Origin of the sequence: Acetivibrio mesophilus, from assembly GCF_004102745.1 — a bacterium.
GTDB lineage: Bacteria > Bacillota > Clostridia > Acetivibrionales > Acetivibrionaceae > Hungateiclostridium > Hungateiclostridium mesophilum.
On record NZ_RLII01000018.1, the window covers coordinates 33,411 to 53,528 of the forward strand.

The 20,118-nt window shown below is 37.6% G+C and carries 17 protein-coding genes and 1 other annotated feature; of the genes, 13 read left to right on the plus strand and 4 right to left on the minus strand.

Annotated elements, in window-relative coordinates; translation table 11 throughout:
* Positions 1-151: 151 nt before the first annotated feature.
* Positions 152-1,891 carry a glycoside hydrolase family 13 protein gene (locus EFD62_RS12255; protein WP_128706214.1) on the plus strand — a complete coding sequence of 580 codons (1,740 nt, stop codon included), beginning with the start codon at positions 152-154 and terminating at the stop codon, positions 1,889-1,891.
* Here EFD62_RS12255 and EFD62_RS12260 read toward each other — a convergent pair.
* Genes EFD62_RS12260 through EFD62_RS12270 form a run of 3 tightly spaced genes read right to left on the minus strand, consistent with a single transcriptional unit; the run spans position 1,874 to position 5,701 of the window.
* Positions 1,874-2,620 carry a DUF1266 domain-containing protein gene (locus EFD62_RS12260; protein WP_128706215.1) on the minus strand — a complete coding sequence of 249 codons (747 nt, stop codon included), beginning with the start codon at positions 2,618-2,620 and terminating at the stop codon, positions 1,874-1,876. The two genes, EFD62_RS12255 and EFD62_RS12260, sit on opposite strands and share 18 nt — an antisense overlap.
* Before the next feature lie 35 nt (positions 2,621-2,655).
* Positions 2,656-4,002, minus strand: a complete 1,347-nt coding sequence (locus EFD62_RS12265; protein WP_128706216.1) for a J domain-containing protein — start codon at positions 4,000-4,002, stop codon at positions 2,656-2,658.
* Between the two features lies 1 nt (position 4,003).
* The gene (locus tag EFD62_RS12270; protein WP_128706217.1) at positions 4,004-5,701 is read right to left on the minus strand and encodes an Hsp70 family protein; all 1,698 of its coding nucleotides are present in this window, start codon (positions 5,699-5,701) and stop codon (positions 4,004-4,006) included.
* 346 nt (positions 5,702-6,047) lie between these two features.
* On the opposite strand from EFD62_RS12270, the gene EFD62_RS12275 reads away from it, so the two are divergent.
* The 9 genes from EFD62_RS12275 to aroB all read left to right on the plus strand — a co-directional run bounded on the left by EFD62_RS12275 (position 6,048) and on the right by aroB (position 15,895).
* Positions 6,048-7,340, plus strand: coding sequence for a methionine gamma-lyase family protein (locus EFD62_RS12275; protein WP_069193688.1), 1,293 nt, complete (start codon positions 6,048-6,050; stop codon positions 7,338-7,340).
* Positions 7,341-7,359: 19 nt separating this feature from the next.
* Positions 7,360-8,628: an HlyD family efflux transporter periplasmic adaptor subunit gene (locus tag EFD62_RS12280; protein WP_069193689.1), complete on the plus strand. Its 1,269-nt coding sequence runs from the start codon at positions 7,360-7,362 to the stop codon at positions 8,626-8,628.
* A complete protein-coding gene (locus EFD62_RS12285; RefSeq protein ID WP_069193690.1) occupies positions 8,628-9,329 on the plus strand; it encodes a YggS family pyridoxal phosphate-dependent enzyme in 702 nt (233 codons plus the stop codon). Before EFD62_RS12280 ends, EFD62_RS12285 begins: the two co-directional genes overlap by 1 nt.
* A 64-nt stretch (positions 9,330-9,393) precedes the next feature.
* Positions 9,394-9,855, plus strand: coding sequence for a cell division protein SepF (locus EFD62_RS12290; protein ID WP_069193691.1), 462 nt, complete (start codon positions 9,394-9,396; stop codon positions 9,853-9,855).
* Positions 9,856-9,874: 19 nt separating this feature from the next.
* The gene (locus EFD62_RS12295; protein ID WP_069193692.1) at positions 9,875-10,159 is read left to right on the plus strand and encodes a YggT family protein; all 285 of its coding nucleotides are present in this window, start codon (positions 9,875-9,877) and stop codon (positions 10,157-10,159) included.
* A gap of 26 nt (positions 10,160-10,185) precedes the next feature.
* Positions 10,186-10,977 (plus strand): YlmH family RNA-binding protein, encoded by a 792-nt coding sequence (locus EFD62_RS12300; protein ID WP_128706218.1) that lies wholly within the window; start codon positions 10,186-10,188, stop codon positions 10,975-10,977.
* A 13-nt stretch (positions 10,978-10,990) separates the two neighbouring features.
* Complete coding sequence (locus tag EFD62_RS12305) at positions 10,991-11,461, plus strand: DivIVA domain-containing protein (RefSeq protein ID WP_069193694.1); 471 nt, start codon at positions 10,991-10,993, stop codon at positions 11,459-11,461.
* 88 nt (positions 11,462-11,549) lie between these two features.
* Positions 11,550-11,791, plus strand: a binding site (T-box leader).
* A 145-nt stretch (positions 11,792-11,936) separates the two neighbouring features.
* On the plus strand, positions 11,937-14,729 hold the full coding sequence (gene ileS, locus EFD62_RS12310; RefSeq protein WP_128706219.1) for an isoleucine--tRNA ligase: 2,793 nt from the start codon (positions 11,937-11,939) through the stop codon (positions 14,727-14,729).
* 77 nt (positions 14,730-14,806) lie between these two features.
* Positions 14,807-15,895: a 3-dehydroquinate synthase gene (gene aroB, locus EFD62_RS12315; RefSeq protein ID WP_069193696.1), complete on the plus strand. Its 1,089-nt coding sequence runs from the start codon at positions 14,807-14,809 to the stop codon at positions 15,893-15,895.
* Between the two features lie 288 nt (positions 15,896-16,183).
* On the opposite strand, the gene EFD62_RS12320 is transcribed toward aroB, so the two are convergent.
* A complete protein-coding gene (locus tag EFD62_RS12320; RefSeq protein WP_235832647.1) occupies positions 16,184-16,483 on the minus strand; it encodes a hypothetical protein in 300 nt (99 codons plus the stop codon).
* A gap of 459 nt (positions 16,484-16,942) precedes the next feature.
* Here EFD62_RS12320 and EFD62_RS12325 point away from each other — a divergent pair, with 459 nt between their 5' ends.
* Genes EFD62_RS12325 through EFD62_RS12335 form a run of 3 tightly spaced genes read left to right on the plus strand, consistent with a single transcriptional unit; the run spans position 16,943 to position 20,035 of the window.
* On the plus strand, positions 16,943-17,812 hold the full coding sequence (locus EFD62_RS12325) for an orotate phosphoribosyltransferase (RefSeq protein WP_069193697.1): 870 nt from the start codon (positions 16,943-16,945) through the stop codon (positions 17,810-17,812).
* 60 nt (positions 17,813-17,872) lie between these two features.
* The gene (gene miaB / locus EFD62_RS12330; RefSeq protein ID WP_069193698.1) at positions 17,873-19,315 is read left to right on the plus strand and encodes a tRNA (N6-isopentenyl adenosine(37)-C2)-methylthiotransferase MiaB; all 1,443 of its coding nucleotides are present in this window, start codon (positions 17,873-17,875) and stop codon (positions 19,313-19,315) included.
* A 51-nt stretch (positions 19,316-19,366) separates the two neighbouring features.
* Complete coding sequence (locus tag EFD62_RS12335) at positions 19,367-20,035, plus strand: HAD family hydrolase (protein WP_069193699.1); 669 nt, start codon at positions 19,367-19,369, stop codon at positions 20,033-20,035.
* Positions 20,036-20,118: the final 83 nt, after the last annotated feature.

Here is a 20,118-nt window from a genome sequence, read left to right on the forward strand (position 1 = left end):
GTTAACGGAAAGAGCAAACTAAATACAGTTAAATTTATTTATGAAATATGGTATCATAGTATTATACCACATATCTTATATTTCAAGGGGCTGTGCCACCATAAGGAAACCGACTTAATGCTATATCAAACTTAGAAATGGGGTATCCATAATGAAGCTTGAGGCGATATATCACAAACCTTATAGCGAGTTTGCATTTTCTATTGATCCCGATACTCTGGTAATAAGACTTAGAACAGCTAAAAACGATATTAATACCTGTATCCTCATCTACCATGAAAAATATGATTCGTCCCAAAGGGGAAAAGCCAAGATGAAAAAAGTGGCAAGTGATGAAATGTTTGATTATTATGAGGTGGAGCTTAATGTAGGTATAAAGAGAATTAAGTATATGTTTTATCTTGAGGATAACTATTCGATAAAATGGTATAGTAGCGACGGCTTTTTCGATTATATGCCTCAATGGGGACAGTTTACCCATTCTTATATATGCAAAGAAGATATTTTAGAAGAGATTGAATGGTTTCGCAATTCAACAATATATCAGATATTCCCCGACAGATTTGCCAAGCTTCCTCCAGATACCAGCAATTTGGGCAACAGAACGGTACATGGGGGCAATATTAAAGGGATAATCGCAAGGCTTGATTATTTGGTTACGCTTGGGGTAGATGTGATTTATTTTAATCCCATATTCAAATCGGAATCCTACCACCGTTATGATGTTGTAGATTATTATGAAATTGACCCGGTGTTTGGGGATAAGAGGGAGCTCAAGGAATTGATAGACCTGTGCCACAAAAATGGCATAAAAATAATATTTGACGGGGTTTTTAATCATTCGGGAGATAAGTTTTTTGCCTTCAAAGACATTCTTGAAAAAGGAGAGAAATCAAAATATGTAAACTGGTATCATATATCCTCCTTTCCTGTTGAAGTATATCCTAGACCCAACTATGAATGCTTTTCTTATTATGGTGGTATGCCAAAGCTTAATACAGGAAATCCGGAAACGGCCCAATACCTTCTTGATGTTGTAAGGTATTGGACAGTGGAGTTTGGAGTGGATGGCTGGAGACTTGATGCGGCAGATGAGGTGGACCGAAAGTTTTGGAGAAAGCTTAGAGATATGCTGAAATCATTAAACAGGGATACGGTGCTGATTGGTGAAATATTTGACGAATCGTCTTCGTGGCTTTGGGGGGATCAGTTTGACTCGGTCACGAATTATCCCTTAAAAGCGATGATAAATGACCTTTTTGCCTATAGGTCTGTAGATGCGGAGATTTTCAGGATGAGAATAAACAGCTATATCATGAAGCTTAACAAAAAGGTGTTAAACAGTCTGGTAAACGTAATAAGTACCCATGATACTCCAAGGTTTTTGACCCTTTGCGATGGTGATGAAAAGAGGTTTGGACTGGCGGTGGTATTCCAGTTTACCTTTCCGGGGGTTCCTCTCATATACTATGGGGATGAAATCGGGATGGAAGGCGAAGGAGATCCCGATTGCAGGAGACCAATGATATGGGATGAAGCAAAATGGAACAGAAAAAACCTTGAGTTGTACCGATTTCTGATTGACTTGAGGAAGAAGTTCGATTCTTTGAGGATCGGGGAATATGGTGAGCTTCCTGTAATAGGATGCAAGGGAATATTGGCATACAGAAGGGGGCTGGGAGAAGACGGAATTATTGTCATTATGAATACATTGGACCAGAAGGCAAGAATTACGGTGGAGACCGGAGAGTTTTTCGATGCTGTAAAAGCCTTCAAATCACTAAAGGACGATGAGATGCTGGCTGTTGAGCGAAAGAGGATAAATTTGTGCTTAAAGCCGTTCGAATGGAGGATTTACAAAGCCAGCGGCGAATTAGAAACTCTTACTTAAATCTATATTCCAATCGATGTTATTCCATGGACTTTCAGGATTGGTAAGTGCAATTGTTAAGTTATTAAGATAATGGCTATATACATCATTGTCATATCCATTAAGAGAGTATAGCACTCCAACTGTGCTGGCAAGCCCGAATTCTTCGAAATCACAATAGTTTTCCTGTGCCAATTTGGCTAAAGTGTTTAAATACTTTTGAAGACTGCTCTCATTCAAATAGCCCATATATAAGCCCAATCGGCATATGCTTATGCAATTGCTGATATCATAAGCTAATATTCCTGCTGATGGCAAATACTTACCATACTGATTAATGATTGAATACTGGCAAAACTCCATACGGTTTTTCGAAAATGAATTGATAAAGTAGGCTCTATCTTTTTGAGGAATTGAAACAAATAGGCGCCTTTTTTCTTCAAAAGACTTTTTCAAGTTGCTTCCGTTAAAGAGATGTTTAATGCAAATTATACAACTGTTTTCATCGGAGATATTAAATGTATCGTTTAAAAAACTACTAATTTTTTCATCAACCTGCTTTTTAAAAAAGGAACTGCTTGATTCCGGTATACCTTGAAGGATTTCTTTTGTTAGATTCAATTTTCCTTTTTTAACATTTTTCCAGAAAGGTTTGAACCTCTCTATAATTTCAAAGTCCTTTTCTGAACCCCAAATGGAAGTCAGACTCAGTGAAAGTCCCCACAACTGTACATTAATACTATTTGCCATTTAATAAATCCTCCATCTTTGAAATAAAGTGCAAGTCAATATAATCCCTTTCGTTCATTGTTAAGACTTTTAATTGAAAAATAGGCTATTGCTACAATGAAAACAATTAACCCTATAGGTGAAAAAACTATAATAAAAAATAGTATTAGTGCAAGCATTGCTATAATGATGCTTCCAACGGCAGCTAAAGGCGTACTAGGATTTTTAATTCGATCTATAAAATTTTTTATAAAATCAGAGATATACTTCAATTTGGTTGATAATTTCTTTTTTTCATATTTTATTTGCAAAATATCTGTTTCAAGATCAACCTTAGGATACCTGCTGCGGAAGTTTATTAAATACTGTTTTAGCAATTCATATTTTTTCAGATAATACAAGCATTTAATCATTCCTTTATTTGCATCCTTATTGTCTTTGTCAATTTTAATAACTTTATAAAAGTTTTGTGAAGCTTTCTCGAATTCATGCTTTTTGATGTAAGCATTGCCGCGGAACAATAACGAATCTACGTCTTTACGGTCTTTAGAAAAAGCATTGGCTAATGCCTCGATTGCATCATCATAATTTCGTAAGTAAAAAGAAGAAATTCCTTTAAGCCTATATATCAACGGGTCATTATTAAATATTTCTTCTGCTTTCATTAAATACTCAATTGAGCCCTTATAATCTCCTTTCATAAAGCACTCAAAGGCAAGGAACCTAAATTTGGCAAAACTTGAGTAATCTATCGAAGTACTTTGATCAAAAAACTCAAAAGATAATCCGAAATCATACTGAACAAGCTTTGTCCATCTAAATCTGGAATCTTCAAAAATCGAGAACTCGGAATCTATAAATTTCCAAACACTATGAGGAAGACAACAGTTGGTATTGAAAAAATTCCACGCATTTTCACTGAAATATTTATATTCATCAATAGACATTTCTGTAAATAATTTTTGCCAGCAACTTATTTCTCTGCGTTTGAAAATGTCATTATATAGGGCTTCGGCTTTTTCATATCGTGGGAATATATCATTGTTTGTCCTGCTGTTTATTTCCAAATCTTTCAGGTCTTCTTCATGCTTCGGATACTCATTATCGAAGGGTTCCTTTTCCTTTGACGGATTTATTTCAAAAAATACGCTATTGTCATCAAAATCGTCAACATCATCAAAAGTGTCATTATTGTCAAAAATGTCATAATCCAATTCCTGCAAGCTTTTTCTCTTAGCTAAAAACTCAGCTCTCCTTATTGCCTCATCATAAGCTTCTCGAAGACGCATAAAACCTTCGGGGTCATCCTCAGGATTATGAACTTTGAGCATTTTCGCATATGCTTTTTTTATTGCTTTTATATCTGTAGTTTTTTCGATATCTAAAATATTCCAAATATCCATGCTAATTCTCCCAATCTTCTATTTTATTGAGAAAGGCCTCAAATTTTAATGATTCAGACTTAACTTCTTCGGGATTCTGTCTTTCAAGTACCGATTCAAAGTGTTGAATTGCTTTGGCAATCATTAATCTTAAATCGGAAAGGGTCTCTTCATACAGCCTTTCAGCCTTGGCTAATAGATATTTGCTTTTGGCATTTTCCCTAGGGTGAATTTTTATTTCTTCAAGTTCTTTAAGTCGCGCTTCAACTTCTTCGTCAGTTAATGTACAATCATTTCGAAGGATAACCTTACGCTTCTTTTCACCTGTTGCCACCGATGTAACCTCTACTTCAAGAATACCGTTAATATCATAGGTGTATCTTACGTCCACTGCAGATTTTCCCCGCGGGGCAGGAGGAACATACAATTCCAGTTCACCCAGCTTTATATTGTTTTCCACAAGGCGGCTTTCACCCTGATAAACGCTAACATTTATTGCCCTTTGATAATCAAAAACATTATAAAGTCTTTTAACTTTACTGAAAGGAACAGTGGTATTGCGTTCAATTATGGGGAGGAAATGTCCGTCTTCAATTTCTCCAAATTCATTAAAAGTTACTACTTCCACCCCTAAAGTATAAGGGCATACATCTGTAAGTACAGTTTCTTTAAAAAACTCATTGCGCTCTTTCATAGCTGCATATATTCCGGCGCCCAATGCTACAATTTCATCGGGATTAAGGGAGCAAAGGGGCAACCTTCCAAAGTATTTGGCGGCAAAAGAGCGAATAAGAGGCATTTTTGTTGAGCCGCCAACCAAAATTATTTCATCAAGGTCATGGGTATACATGTTTGAATCTCTAAAAGCTTTTAAGAGCGGTTGTTTTAGTTTTATCAATAAATCTTTCGATATGGCTTCAAATTCACTGTTTGAAATAGCAAGATCATAATCCTGTCCGTTTATAGTATAGTTAAGACTGTAGCTGTCAGAGTTGGACAGGGAAATTTTGCACTTTTCTGCGAGCTTCTTTAATATTGACATAGCTTTTAAGTCAAGGTCGTACTTGTCTATATTATTGCGTTTTAGAAAATAGTCAATCAGACATTGATCAAAGTCTTCTCCTCCTAAAAAGTTATTGCCTGCAACTGCTTTGACCTCAAATATATTATCGAAAAAATCCAGAATGGAAACGTCAAAAGTGCCTCCTCCCAAATCAAAAACTAAAAATTGCTTCTCATCCCCACTCTGGTGCAAACCATAAGAAACAGCAGCCGCAGTAGGCTCATTAATTAGACGTTCGACCTTTAGACCGGCCAGCTCTCCAGCTTGCTTGGTAGCGCGTCTTTGCTGATCATTGAAGTAGGCGGGGACACTAATCACCGCTTCAGTTATTTGTGTGCCTAAGAAAGCCTCAGCATCAGCTTTTAAGGATCTTAGCACGAAGGATGAAAGTTCTGTAGGTGTAAAAGTGTATTTACCCAAAGTATATTTCTTATTTGTACCCATATATCTTTTAAAAGCAGCAGCAGTATGTTGAGGGTGGGTAATAAGTCTTTCCTTGGCTGCGCTGCCTACGATAATTTCATCATTATCAAGAACGCTCACTACAGAGGGAGTTTTGCTTTCATTTAGAGCATTAGGTATAATAACGCACTCATTATCGATAACGCACGAAACTAAAGAGTTTGTGGTTCCCAAATCTATTCCAATAATAGGCATAGCAATATCACCTTCAATATTTGATATTTTAAAACTAAATTTTAATTTTTTATACAAAAATATTATATAACTTTTTTTCCTTTGTGGAAAGTAATAGTAATAAAGAAAAGAAGAAACTTAAAAAAAGATATTAGTGGTAAAATTCTAAGAAAAAATTCAAAGCATTAAGAAATGGAGGATTTACAAAGCCAGCGGCGAATTATAAACAGTATGAAAAGGTTTGGTGCCCTTTTGTATTTTTGTTATTGGATATTATTGAAATTAGAGGCGAATGTGTTAGAATAATATGTATGATTAAAGGGATAAGCCTTTGACAATAAGAATATAGAGGATTTGAGGGAAAGAAATGAAATTTGAACCGAAGAGTTATTTGAAGGATGAATTTGGAATTGATAATAAAGTACTTAGAATTGCTGAATCGGTAGTAAATGATATAACACCAGTATTCGATAGGATTGACTCTATACGGGAGTTTAACCAGTATAAAGTAATTAAGGCGATGCAGAACAATAAACTGAGTGACTCCCATTTTGGAGGTACTACAGGATATGGCTATGATGACAGAGGCAGAGAGGTCTTGGATGATGTCTATAGGGATGTTTTCAAGGCAGAGGACGCCATGGTGAGACATCAAATTGTATCCGGTACCCATGCGTTGGCTATATGCCTTTTTGGAAATCTTAGACCGCAGGATGAGCTTTTGGCCCTCACAGGAAAGCCCTATGATACCTTAGAAGAGGTTATTGGATTAAGGGGAGAAGGGGGAGGCTCTCTAAAGGAATTTGGCGTATCATACCGTCAACTGGATTTATTGAAGGATGGCAGTATTGATTACCAGTCAATTAAAAGTGCAATAAACCAGAGGACTGCGATGGTTCTAATCCAAAGATCAAGAGGCTACGAATGGAGGCCTGCACTGTCTATAGATGAGATTGAAAAGGCTATCAGCCTTATTAAAAGTATAAAAAGTGATATAGTGGTTCTTGTGGACAACTGCTATGGCGAGTTTGTTGAAGACAGAGAGCCGGTGGAGGTTGGAGCAGATATTGTGGCAGGTTCCCTTATAAAGAATCCGGGAGGTGGGTTAGCCCCTACTGGCGGTTATATTGCCGGGAAGAAGGAATGTGTTGAAAAAGCAGCATACAGGCTTACAACTCCCGGTCTGGGCAAGCATGTGGGGGCATCTTTGGGACATAATAGACATATGTTTCAGGGATTGTTTATGGCACCCCATGTGGTAGCAGAAAGCCTTAAGGGAGCGGTATTCTGTGCTGCGGTTATGGAGGCATTAGGCTTTGAAACAAGCCCTAAAGTGAGTGATAATAGGGGCGACATTATTCAGGCTGTTAGATTTAATGACCCTGATAGCCTCATTGCTTTTTGTCAGGGAATACAGAAGGGCTCTCCTGTAGATTCCTTTGTTACACCGGAGCCTTGGGAGATGCCCGGCTATGACAGTCCTGTAATAATGGCTGCCGGAGCGTTTGTTCAGGGATCGTCCATTGAACTGAGCGCCGATGCCCCAATCAAACCTCCGTATACTGCTTATATGCAGGGAGGATTGGTCTTTGAACATGTGAAGCTTGGAATTATGATATCTATACAAAAAATGTTGGAAAAGGGAATAATAAAAATCTAATGCCGGAAGGTGAAGGAAGATGCCGGAGGAGAACAAAAGCAAAATCAATGGAAGGATAAAGCTGGGAGGTCTTTTGATTGTCCTGTTTTTATTGCTGTACGTTCCGTCTTTTATATTCTGGGTTTACGGCAAGAATATCAATACGGATATAATCAGAATGGGAGAGCTGGAAGACTATGTAACCACCGATGCTTACATTGTAAGAGATGAAACTGTAATCAACTCTCCTTCTGACGGAATTAGTGTAAGAAATATAGAAGAAGGAGATAAGAATGGGGTGGGAGATACCATTGCCACGGTATTGAATCAGTCCTCGGAGAAGCTTTTGGAGAATTTAAAGGCTCTTGACCTGAGAATAATTGAGGCAAAAAGGGAAAAGACCAAAAACGACAATTTCTTTTCTGAGGATATAAAAAAGCTTGATGAAGAGATTCAAAAAAAGCTGGTGCTTGTAATAGATCACAGCAACAACAATAGCATTTCGGCTGTTAAGCAAATAAAGGATCAGATTGATGAACTTATAAAAAAGAAAGCTACTATTTCAGGAGATTTAAGTTATACCGATGCAAACATAAAAGCTCTTGAGAATGAGAAAAAGATACTGCAGGATAGTATAAATGCAAATAAAAGAAATATTGTTTCAAATTCATCCGGAATAATATCTTATATGATTGATGGGTATGAGGGGGTTCTTAATTCTGAAAAAATATCGGAAATTACTCCGCAAATCCTGGATATGATAAAGGCTGTAGAAAACGACAGAAAAATGGATGACTTAAGCACACAGTATAATAAGCCCTTTGTTAAGGTGATTGGCGGCATAGACTATTATATAGTGTTTTCCATGGAGCGGGAAGGGGCCGAAGGTTTTAAGGTGGATGACTACCTAAACGTCAGGATTAATGATATTGACAGAGTTGTTGACGGGACAGTTGCATATAAATCCAATGAAATAGACGGAAAATATGTGATTGCTGTCAGGACGGACAAAGCCTTGAGTGATACTGCGAGTTTGAGGGTAATAAATGTCGAACTTATCAAGAGTCATTATGAGGGGTTGATTGTTCCTGTTAAAAGCCTTGTTAATATTGATATGAACACGATGCAAGCAGAAATTGCACTGGTAAAAGCAAGAAGAGCAAAGTTTGTTCCGGTTAAAATCATTGGAAGAAATAATGATTTTGCAGTTATAGATAATATTGAAAATTATAAGGATGGCGGTGTGAGCTTGTATTCAAGCTACATTATAAATCCAAAAAATATAGAGGAAGGACAGATTATAAACTGATGATTGGGGAGTTAGATTATATAAAAAGGAATCTTTATTCTGTCATGGAGAGAATAGAAAAAGCGGCTTCTAAGAGCGGAAGAAGTGCAAAAGACATTAAGCTTGTTGCGGTAACAAAAACTGTTGAACCGGATAGAATTCTTAAGATTCTTGATGAAGGCATTGTCGATTTGGGGGAAAATAGGGTTCAGGAATTGACAAAAAAGTACGATATATTAAACAGGGAATGTAAGTGGCACCTGATCGGGCATCTTCAGACCAACAAAGTAAAATATATTGTGGATAAGGTTTCCCTAATACACTCTGTTGACAGAATTGAATTGGCAAAAGAAATTCAAAAAAAGGCAGAGGCTATTGGGAAAACCATAGATGTGCTGGTTCAGGTGAATGTCTCCGGAGAAGAGAGCAAGTTTGGCATTTGTGTACAAGAGGCATATGGTCTTGTAAGGGAAATAAATTCTATGGCCAATGTAAGGGTAAAAGGTTTAATGACAATGGCCCCATATGCTGAAAATCCGGAGGGTATTCGATACGTTTTTAGTAGATTAAGGGACTTATCTATTGACATTAATAAAGAAAAACTTGATAATAGTAGTATGGATATTTTGTCCATGGGAATGAGCAATGATTTTGAAGTTGCAATTGAAGAAGGAGCCAACGTGGTTCGAATAGGTACAGCTTTGTTTGGAAGAAGAAGTTAAAGTTTATAAAAGGCTGATATTGACAATTAATATATTCTACAAAAGATAAATAGGAGGGAAAAACATGTCAACAATATTGAATAAGGTTTTGAATTTTGTAGGCTGGGAAACAGAGGATGAAGAGGAGGATATTGAAACTGTTGATGAGTCTCAAGACCTTGAACAGGAATTAAAGAGGCCTCAATTTGTTCAACCGATAACCAAAAGGTCTCAGAACAAGGTTGTTAATATTCACTCTGCGTCACAGTTTAAAGTAATTGTTATGCAGCCTGAGAGTTTTAATGATGCAAAGGATGTTTGCGACCATCTCAAGAGCAAAAAGCCGGTAGTCGTTAATCTCGGAAGCGTGCAAAAAGACACTGCCCAAAGAATAATAGACTTTTTGAGCGGCTCCATATATGCCCTTGACGGAAATATTCAGAAAGTTTCAAATGATATATTTATTGTTGCTCCGCATAATGTAGATATTATGGGGGATTTTAAAGAGGAGATAACGGCAAAAGCTGTTTTCCCATGGTCAAAATAGTTGGAGGATAGAGATATAAATGGAGGGCGACAATCTGACCATTACGGCACTTAAAGCCTTAGGACTTTTATTTGAGATTATTCAATGGTCCATTGTTATACGTGCTATATTATCGTGGTTTCCGATACCAAAGAATAATATATTTGTAAAGCTAATATTGCAGATTACAGAGCCAATACTTTCGCCTATTCGTAGTCTGCTTGAGAGCACATCCTTCGGTCGGAACTCCATGATAGATTTTTCTCCAATGATTGCATTATTGATACTTTGGATTATATCTTTTTTTATAGATATCATGATATAGGCAGAATTTAAGGTGTATTGAATTATATGAATAAAGAAGCGGTATTAAAAGGAATTTCAAAGATTGAAGATAAACTTTTGGTAGCAAAAATTCTGGATAAGTATACCTTATCTCAAAAAATTATGAGTAATACCCATTCGGATTTTTTGGACCCTTATCAGCAAAATGTTGTGAGAAAGTGCCTTGATATGAGTGGTATAAGGGACTATATCTTTTTTGGGGGATTTGGTGGGGCAGAGAGAACAGTAGTGGTTTTCTGCCCTTATAATATGCCTGAAAACGTAGACAGTGAGTTCTCTGAGCTTTTTGAAATACTCAAAATAAAGCTAAACACAAGGGAGAACTTTTCTCACAGAGATTATTTGGGCTCATTGATGGGATTAGGTATTAAAAGAGAAAAAATTGGAGATATTCTTGTTAGGGAAGATTTTGCTTTCGTGGTTGTATTAAAGGATATTGCCGATTATGTAAGACTAAATTTGACAAAAGTTGGCAATGCTCGGGTTGAAATTGATACTGTAAATTACGACGAGATTGAGATGTTGGACCCGAAGATAAAAGAGATAAGCTCTACAGTTGCGTCCTTAAGACTTGATTCTGTGGCAAGTGTTGGATTTGGTATGTCCAGAAGCAAGATAGCCGATTTGATAAGAGCCGACAGGGTGTCTGTCAACTGGGAGACAACGAATAGTCTCACAAAGCTCATAAATGAGGGAGATACCATTTCGATACGCGGAAAAGGAAGGGTAGTGCTTGAGAAAGTAGGCAATACAACCAAAAAAGACAGAATCCACATTTTACTAAAGAAATTTATATAACGAGGTGTTTGCTATGAATTACACGCCTAATGAGTTGGAGAATTTGACATTTAAGAGAAGTGTCGTTGGCGGCTACAGCGAGGACATGGTAAATGAAGTATTGGATAAAATAATTGAAGATTATACCGCATACATACGCGAGAATATCGAGTTGAAAGACAGAGTGGCAGTGTTGAATGAGGCTATTTTGCACTATAAGAATATAGAGGAATCCTTGCAGAATACTCTGCTGGTAGCACAGCAGACGAGCGAGGAGATAAAAAAGAATGGCTATCAGAAGGCTGAGAATATTGTTAAGGAAGCCGAAATTAAAGCCCAGAAGATAATAAATGAGGCCAATCAAGAAGTCCTTAAAATAAGATTTGAATATGAGGAATTGAAAAAGAAGTTGCATTCCTACAAGAGCAGGGTAGAATCACTGCTTCTTTCCCAATTGGAGATATTAAAGCCCATGGTTGAGGAAGAAGGAGTGGAATCAAAATAAGAGTAATTTGCACAATTATTTAATTATTGAAATCGATTCCTTGACATTAAAACGTTATATATTGTATAATTCTTTTAATTGAACAGTGATAAAAACGATGAGTAGAACGAGTAGAGGGTGAAACTTTTAAAGAGAGCAGGTGGTTGGTGCAAATCCTGTAAAGCCAGCCTTTGAAAATCATCTACAAGTTGCCGGCTGAAAGGGGTATGAAGATTCCGAGTAAGCTTGGTCGGTGATGAGCCGTTAATTAAGTTGAGTGATTAGGAATATATATTATTATATTCTGTAATAATGTGGGTGGTACCGCGTGAGGAATCTCTCGTCCCTTTTTGGGGCGGGAGTTTTTTAGTTTTGGCCTCTTGGAATGAAATGAAAGAGGCAAAAGTGAAGGGACTCGATGTCCTGAGCTTTTATTTTCTCGCGGCTATATGCAATTAATATTATTCAAATAAATATGACTAATGGAGGTTTGAAAATGTCAGAAGATTATGGAAAAACTCTAAATCTACCCAATACCGGGTTTCCAATGAGGGCTAATCTTCCTCAGAGAGAGCCGGAATTTTTAAAAAAGTGGGAAGATATGGATATTTATAACAGGCAATTGAAGAAAAATGCCGGGAAGCCGAAGTTTATACTCCACGATGGTCCTCCTTACGCCAATGGTGGCATTCATCTTGGAACTTCCCTTAACAAAATACTAAAGGATATTATTGTAAAGTATTATAGTATGAAGGGATATGAGACACCTTATGTTCCCGGATGGGATACCCATGGACTTCCAATTGAACAGAGGGCTATAAAGGAATTGGGACTAAAAAGACATGAAGTTGGTCCTGTAGAGTTCAGAAAGGCATGTAAGAAATTTGCCCTAAAATACTTGGATATTCAAAGAGATGCTTTTAAAAGGCTTGGGGTAAGGGCAGACTGGGAGAACCCTTATATTACATTGAACAAGGAGTTTGAAGCCAAACAGATAGAAGTATTTGGCGAAATGGCAAAAAAAGGTTATATATATAAAGGGTTAAGACCTGTGTACTGGTGCCCCGAATGTGAGACTGCTCTTGCAGAAGCGGAAATTGAGTATGCAGAGGACACCACTCTTTCGATATATGTTAAGTTTGAGGTTAAAGATGACAAGGGTAAGTTCAATGGTCTGGTGGATAGTCTGGAAAACACATATTTCGTAATATGGACCACTACCACTTGGACACTTCCGGGAAACCTTGCAATCAGCTTGAACCCAGAGTTTGAGTATGGATTGGTGAGGGCAAACGGCGAGTACTATATAGTTGCAGTAGAGCTCCTTGAAAACGTTATGAAGGTGGCAGGAGTAGAAGAGTACGAGATAAAGGCAAAATTCACGGGAGAGGAACTGGAAGGTATGCTCTGCAAGCATCCGTTCCTTGAGAGGGATTCTGTAATTATAACCGGTGATCATGTTACTGCGGAGGCGGGTACAGGCTGTGTTCATACTGCTCCGGGACATGGTGCGGAAGACTTTGAAGTGTGTAAGAAGTATGACATACCTGTAATAGTACCGGTGGATGATAAAGGTTATCTGACCTCTGAAGCAGGACAATTTGCAGGAATGTATTATGAGAAGTCAAATGCTGCAATTATTGAGCAGTTGAAGTCAACCAAGAATCTTTTGGCATCGGAAAAGATTGTTCACCAGTATCCCCACTGTTGGAGGTGCAAGGATCCGATAATATTCAGAGCTACAGAACAGTGGTTTGCATCAATAGAAGGCTTCAGAAAAGAAGCGATTGATGCTATCGAAACTGTAAAGTGGATTCCTGATTGGGGTGAGGAAAGAATTACAGCGATGGTTAGGGACCGCGGTGACTGGTGTATTTCCAGACAGAGAATATGGGGAGTGCCGATTCCGATATTCTACTGCAAGGATTGCAAGAAGGAGCTTATTAACGACGATACAATTAAAGCTGTAGCAAAGCTGTTTGCTGAAAAGGGATCGGATTCTTGGTATGAGTATGATGCAAAGGATATTCTACCTGAAGGTACAAAATGCGAGTGCGGTTGTTCTGAGTTTGTTAAGGAAAAGGATATTATGGATGTATGGTTCGATTCCGGTTCCAGTCATGCTGCCGTTCTAGAGACAACAGAAGGATTAAAATGGCCTGCAGATATGTATCTTGAAGGAAACGACCAGCATAGAGGATGGTTCCAGTCTTCGCTCCTTACGGCAGTTGCCACAAGAGGCTCAGCTCCCTACAAGACAGTGCTGACCCACGGCTATGTTGTTGACGGAGAAGGAAGAAAAATGTCCAAATCCTTGGGCAACGGAATTGATCCGGAGGATGTAATAAAAGAATATGGAGCAGATATATTAAGGCTCTGGGTTGCATCTTCGGACTATAGGACGGATATTAGAATATCCAAGGATATATTAAAGCAGCTTTCTGAAGTGTACAGAAAGATTAGAAACACTTGCAGATATATTCTGGGCAATATATATGATTTTGACCCAAATAAGGATACGGTAAGCTATGACGAGTTGAACGAGCTTGATAAATGGGCGTTGATGAAGTTGAACGGGCTCATAAAGAAGGTTAACGATGCCTACGAAAAATATGAGTTCCATTTGATGTTCCATGCAATACACAATTTCTGTGTTGTTGATATGAGTAACTTCTATCTTGATATTATAAAAGACAGACTCTATACCAGCAAGCCTGACTCAAAGGAAAGAAGAGCAGCACAAACTGCAATGTATGAAATACTGGAGTCCCTTGTGAAAATGCTGGCGCCGGTACTGGCGTTTACCAGTGAGGAAGTTTGGCAGTTTATGCCTCACAAGAATGCAAATGATCCTGAGAGTGTTCAGCTCAATTACTGGCCTGAAATTAATGTAAAGTATGAAGATTCCGCTCTTAAGGAAAAATGGGATAGAATAATTGAGATTCGTGATGTGGTATCTAAGGCTCTTGAAATTGCAAGAACGGATAAAATCATAGGTCACTCTTTAAATGCGAAAGTTACAATCTTTGCAGACGAGTCAAACTATGGCTTTATAGATTCCATAAAGAAGGATCTTGTTACAATTTTCATAGTTTCAGACTTTGAACTGAAAAACTTCGATGAAGCAGGCGACAAGTATTATGAAGATCCGGATGTAAAAGGACTGAAAGTCAGTATTTCTGCAGCTTCCGGCAATAAGTGCGAAAGATGCTGGATGATTAGTGAGTCAGTCGGAAAGAATAATACTCATGCCACTCTTTGCGATAGATGTGCAGATGTAGTTGGTTGATTTTACGGTTAATTTTATGGGCTAAAAGGTTTATCCTTTTAGCCTGATATAAATACCGAAGGGTGGGCTGATGCAAAATGTTAAAACTGAACGTCAATTTACAGGATAGGAGTTATCCGATTTATATAAATACGGACTATGCCCAAATAGATAAATGTATTCACAGTGCAAGACTTACAGGTAAGTTGGTTTTGATAACCGATACCAATGTAGACAGATACCAGGCGCAAGAATGTGAGAAAGCCTTTTTTGAAGCGGGCTATGAAATAAGTAAATTTGCTATCCCGGCGGGAGAGGAAAATAAGAACCTGGAGACTGTTAGAGATATTTACAAGTACCTCCTTAGCTTAAAGCTGGATAGAAGTGCTACATTGATAGCGTTGGGCGGCGGAGTGGTTGGAGATATAACCGGTTTTGCTGCTGCTACTTTTCTTCGGGGGATAAATTTTGTCCAGATACCAACAACTCTTCTTGCACAGTCGGACAGCAGTGTAGGCGGAAAGGTAGGAGTTGACTTTGAAGGAAGCAAAAACATTGTGGGAGCTTTTTATCAGCCCAAATTTGTGTATATCAATGTTAATTCACTAAAAACCCTTCCTGAGAGGGAGCTTAGGTCTGGACTTGCAGAGGTAGTCAAGCATGGCATAATCATGGATGATGAGTTTTATGAATATATAGACTATAATGTTCACAAAATATTCAACTATGATGAGTCGGTGCTTCAATACATCGCCAAAAAAAATTGCTCCATCAAGGCTTCTGTAGTTGAAAAGGATGAGAAGGAAGGCGATTTGCGGGCAATTCTGAATTTTGGACACACTATAGGGCATGCAATTGAGACGGTAATGGATTTTAGTCTTCTGCATGGAGAATGCGTTTCGTTGGGGATTATAGGTGCTATGAGGATGTCTCAGTATCTTGAGATGATCGATGAACACACTGTAAACCGTGTAAAGGGTACCTTGGAGAAAATAGGACTTCCAACAAGGCTTGAAGGCATTGATGTCGACAGTGTGTATAGGCAGATGTTTTATGATAAAAAAATCAAGGGCAACAAGCTTACCTTTGTGCTTCCGAGGAAAAAAATCGGAGAGGTAATACAGTGTACTATAGATGATGAGGATTTGATAAAGAGGGTAATAGCCAGCCTTGGGGAAGAAGAGTAAGCATTCCAAGAGGCCAAAATAAAAAGCGATGGTGGGAGCTATTTTCATACCATCGCTATGCAAATAATAAAAAGACTTGAATTACTTTATCTACTGATTCGGTATTTGGTACCGTTAAGATAAAGTGCGTCGGAATGGGAAAATCAACTACTCAATTCAAGTGCACGCGTAATATATATGCGTATGTCATGCTGAGTTTTTGGAGGGTAAGAGACAAGTTAATATAAAAATAATATATAGTAAAAGCTCCAGAGCAAGATGCCCTGGAGTTTTAATGTTGATGTAAGGTTAATCAAATTCTACCAATCTTATTTTGTTATCTTTTGCAAACTTCGCTACCTCTTGTTTGTATTGGTCGAAGTGATTCCAATCCATAGGTTTTAGGACTAGTATTGGTGCTTTTTGGCCCTTTACGTGAATTTCGATTTTTTCGCTTGTTCTTTTTGAAAACAGCTTTGTTACGGTATGATAGCCGAACCTGATTTCACTTATCTGGTGATAATCGAGAAAAACCGGTTTACCTTTTCTGTCGATTACGGTTATACCAGTCCAGTCCCTGTTACATGTGATTAGTCTGTTGTCATTCATAATACATTCCTCCCAAATATCCAAAAACAAATCAAAAATGAAAATAAAGTTATAAGATTTGGTAGTTTATTTATATATAATATATAATGGTTGCTTCCATAGTATATAACTGCGTTTGACGCTAGCTCTTATAGGGGATTGATTAAAAATTTATTCTTCCAATTAGAATCTACGTAATGTATTATATTAATATATATTATATAAATCATACCAATCAAAGAGTATTGACAATGTGACTATTTAATGCCCCGTAAGATAATATTAGAGTTGAAAATATAAAATAAAAAATACAAATCGCACACTTGTCAATATTCTATATAAAATATTATTTTTTTGTTTTGAGTGGCATAATTTATAGTATAATTATATAGCTTAATGCAATTACATTATACCATAATAATACAATGATTTGTAGTATATTAATAAAATAATCATAACTTTACAGAGGAGGAATATAAATTGGATAAAAATAATGAGAAGTTGTTAAAATGGCTTTTTGAAACAAATGCCGTAAGGGTATGTCCCGAGGACAAGCCTTTTTGGTATACATCAGGAACTATAGGTCCATATTATATAAATACTCACTTTCTTTATGGCAGCGAGGAAAAAGCTAATAAGCTTTTAGAGTTTATTGACAGGGAAAAAGATAATATTTTAAAGTGTCCGGAGAAAGTTCTGGAGGAAACACTTAAGAATTATCAATCTGACGCCATATATCGGGGATTGATTGATGAAATGTGTGAATTTATAAAAAGTAATATAGATGTTGATGAAATCGATTATATCTCAGGGGGCGAAAGAAGGGACTGGTTCTTCTCGCTGATTATTGCAAAGTTTCTCAATAAGCCTCATATAACCATATACAAAGATATGACCACGGTGGTTTCGATCGATGGAAAGACAGAGGAGCTTAAAGGGCTAGAGGGCGGAGCTGTTCTTCATATTGCAGATCTGATTACTGAAGCTTCAAGCTACGAGAGGGCATGGATTCCTGCAATAAAGAACAATGGCGGTAAGATAAAATGGAGCGTTGTTGTTATAGATAGAAGGCAGGGAGGCAGTGAATTGCTCAAATCCCATGATGTAAAGGCTTTTTCAATGGTTGATATAGATATTAATCTTTTTAATAGAGTTCTGGATATGGGACTAATAAATATGGAGCAGTTTGAAATGATTGAACGATATATTCTTGATCCAAAAGAATCTATGGCACAGTTTTTAAAGAAGAATCCGGAGTTTATAAAGGAAGCGCTTAAGGCAGATGATAAAACTAGAGAGAGGGCAAATCTATGCCTTCAGAAGGATTTTTACGGTTTGAATGTTAAGTAGAATTGCAGAAGTGAAATTATAAGGTTTATTAGCAGGTAGATTTTATGGAGGTTAGTTAAGTTGAGTAAAAGTACAAAGGATAGGAAGAACATCTGTGTTTCTTCCGAGGAGATAACCAGGCAGCAGCAGTTTATTGAGGAGATTAAGGAAATAAATTACCAAAGAGAAGTGCAAACCGGAAAGAAAAAACTTTATTATTTGGCTACTTTCGGGTGTCAGATGAATGAGCATGATTCGGAGAAGCTTGCGGGAATGTTGTCGGAAATGGGATATGCTGAAACGGATAACATGAACGACAGTGATTTGATTATTTACAATACATGTTGTGTCAGGGAAAACGCAGAGCTTAAGGTTTACGGACATCTTGGACCATTAAAGCACCTTAAGAAGGAAAACCCAGATCTTTTGATTGCTGTATGCGGTTGTATGATGCAACAGCCGGAAGTGGTGGAGCATATAAAGAAAACATACAGGCATGTTGACCTGATATTTGGGACGCATAACCTGTATAAGTTTCCTGAGCTTGTGTACAGTGCAATAGGTTCTCCGACAACCATAATTGATGTCTGGGATTGTGAGGGTCAGATAGCGGAGGATGTGGCAATTGAGAGAAAGGATGGAGTAAAGGCCTGGGTTACAGTCATGTATGGCTGCAATAATTTCTGCTCTTATTGTATAGTGCCTTATGTACGAGGCAGGGAAAGAAGCAGGAAGATGGATAATATCATTGAAGAAATAAAAACGTTAGGACAGCAGGGGTTTAAGGAGATAACACTTCTAGGGCAGAACGTAAACTCTTACGGAAAGGATATCGGAGATGGTACGAGCTTTGCCGGATTGATACGTGAGGTGGACAAGGTTCCTGGAATTGAAAGAATCAGGTTTATGACATCCCATCCGAAGGATTTATCCGACGAGTTGATTCATGCCATGAGGGACTGCCAAAAGGTATGTGAGCATTTGCATCTTCCATTTCAGGCAGGAAGCACCAGGATACTTAGGGAGATGAACAGAAAATACACCAAGGAGGACTACCTTGGTCTTGTCTCGAGGATTAAGGAAAATATACCGGATATTACATTGAGCACCGATATTATTGTAGGATTTCCCGGTGAGACAGAGGAAGATTTCTTAGAAACTCTTGATATTGTGGAAAAGGTCAGGTTTGACAATGCCTATACCTTCCTGTATTCCAAAAGAACCGGTACGCCTGCAGCAAAAATGGAGGAACAGATCCCTGATGAAGTAAAAAAAGATAGGTTTCAGAGACTTCTTGCTACACAAAACAGGATAAGTAAGGAGTTGAATGACACGTTTTTAGGTAAAGTGGTGGAAGTTCTTGTTGAGGGAGTTAGTAAGACAAATGATAAAGTTTTCACAGGAAGAACAAGGGGAAATAAAATTGTTAATTTTGAAGGAGATGGGAGCCTTATAGGTCAGTTGGTGAATGTAAGGATAGATAATGTTAAGACTTGGTCACTAGAAGGCAGTATAATAAAATGATCTTGGCATCTTAAGCAGTGATAATGAAACGTTATAATGGTGAAGTATCTTATGAATAAGCATAAAATTTCATTGGTTATTTTTGATATGGATGGCTTGATGTTCGATACCGAAAGAATTGGAAGAGAAGCATGGCAAAAGGCTGGAGAGGCTTTGGGTATAGAAATAAAGCCTCAATTTCTTTTAGAAATAATTGGGATGAATGTCAAGGGTGCAGAAAGAGTTTTCGAAAAATATTACGGAAATAGTTTGACGTTTTATGATTTGAGAAATCTGAGGGTAAAGTACGGGTTGGATTATATTGAGAAAAACGGTATGCCTGTAAAACCGGGACTATTCGAACTTTTGGACTACCTTGACAATAGAGGTATAATGAAAGCTGTTGCCACATCTACAGAACGAAAAAGGGCAGAAAAGTATCTGAGTATGGCCGGCATCACAGATCGTTTTGATACTATTGTTTGTGGAGATGAAGTGACCTATGGCAAGCCCGAACCCGATATATTTATTGAAGCAGCAAAAAGAACAGGATGCAAAGTAGAAGAGTGTATCGTGCTGGAGGACTCTGCAAACGGCATAAAAGCAGCTTCAAAAGCAAAAATGCTTCCTGTACTTATTCCTGATATCAGAAGGCCTGATGAGGTTGAAAAATTGGTGTATAGAGAGTTGAAATCACTGCATGATGTGATAGATTTACTTGAAAGCTCAAAGAAGAATTAATGCCCTAAAGGAACTATCTTTTAAAAAAGAATGAATTCCCTATTGAAAAAAACGGCAAAATATACGATATTATAAATGATGCA

What these genes read in the sequence shown, in the direction of transcription:
- EFD62_RS12335 (WP_069193699.1), top strand. Translation starts at nt 19,367, where the DNA reads ATGAATAAGCATAAAATTTCATTGGTTATTTTTGATATGGATGGCTTG.
- EFD62_RS12320 (WP_235832647.1), bottom strand. Translation starts at nt 16,483, where the DNA reads ATGAATGACAACAGACTAATCACATGTAACAGGGACTGGACTGGTATA.
- EFD62_RS12265 (WP_128706216.1), bottom strand. Translation starts at nt 4,002, where the DNA reads ATGGATATTTGGAATATTTTAGATATCGAAAAAACTACAGATATAAAA.
- EFD62_RS12305 (WP_069193694.1), top strand. Translation starts at nt 10,991, where the DNA reads ATGAATTACACGCCTAATGAGTTGGAGAATTTGACATTTAAGAGAAGT.
- EFD62_RS12295 (WP_069193692.1), top strand. Translation starts at nt 9,875, where the DNA reads ATGGAGGGCGACAATCTGACCATTACGGCACTTAAAGCCTTAGGACTT.
- ileS (WP_128706219.1), top strand. Translation starts at nt 11,937, where the DNA reads ATGTCAGAAGATTATGGAAAAACTCTAAATCTACCCAATACCGGGTTT.
- EFD62_RS12275 (WP_069193688.1), top strand. Translation starts at nt 6,048, where the DNA reads ATGAAATTTGAACCGAAGAGTTATTTGAAGGATGAATTTGGAATTGAT.
- EFD62_RS12290 (WP_069193691.1), top strand. Translation starts at nt 9,394, where the DNA reads ATGTCAACAATATTGAATAAGGTTTTGAATTTTGTAGGCTGGGAAACA.
- EFD62_RS12300 (WP_128706218.1), top strand. Translation starts at nt 10,186, where the DNA reads ATGAATAAAGAAGCGGTATTAAAAGGAATTTCAAAGATTGAAGATAAA.
- EFD62_RS12255 (WP_128706214.1), top strand. Translation starts at nt 152, where the DNA reads ATGAAGCTTGAGGCGATATATCACAAACCTTATAGCGAGTTTGCATTT.
- EFD62_RS12285 (WP_069193690.1), top strand. Translation starts at nt 8,628, where the DNA reads ATGATTGGGGAGTTAGATTATATAAAAAGGAATCTTTATTCTGTCATG.
- EFD62_RS12280 (WP_069193689.1), top strand. Translation starts at nt 7,360, where the DNA reads ATGCCGGAGGAGAACAAAAGCAAAATCAATGGAAGGATAAAGCTGGGA.
- aroB (WP_069193696.1), top strand. Translation starts at nt 14,807, where the DNA reads ATGTTAAAACTGAACGTCAATTTACAGGATAGGAGTTATCCGATTTAT.
- EFD62_RS12270 (WP_128706217.1), bottom strand. Translation starts at nt 5,701, where the DNA reads ATGCCTATTATTGGAATAGATTTGGGAACCACAAACTCTTTAGTTTCG.
- EFD62_RS12260 (WP_128706215.1), bottom strand. Translation starts at nt 2,620, where the DNA reads ATGGCAAATAGTATTAATGTACAGTTGTGGGGACTTTCACTGAGTCTG.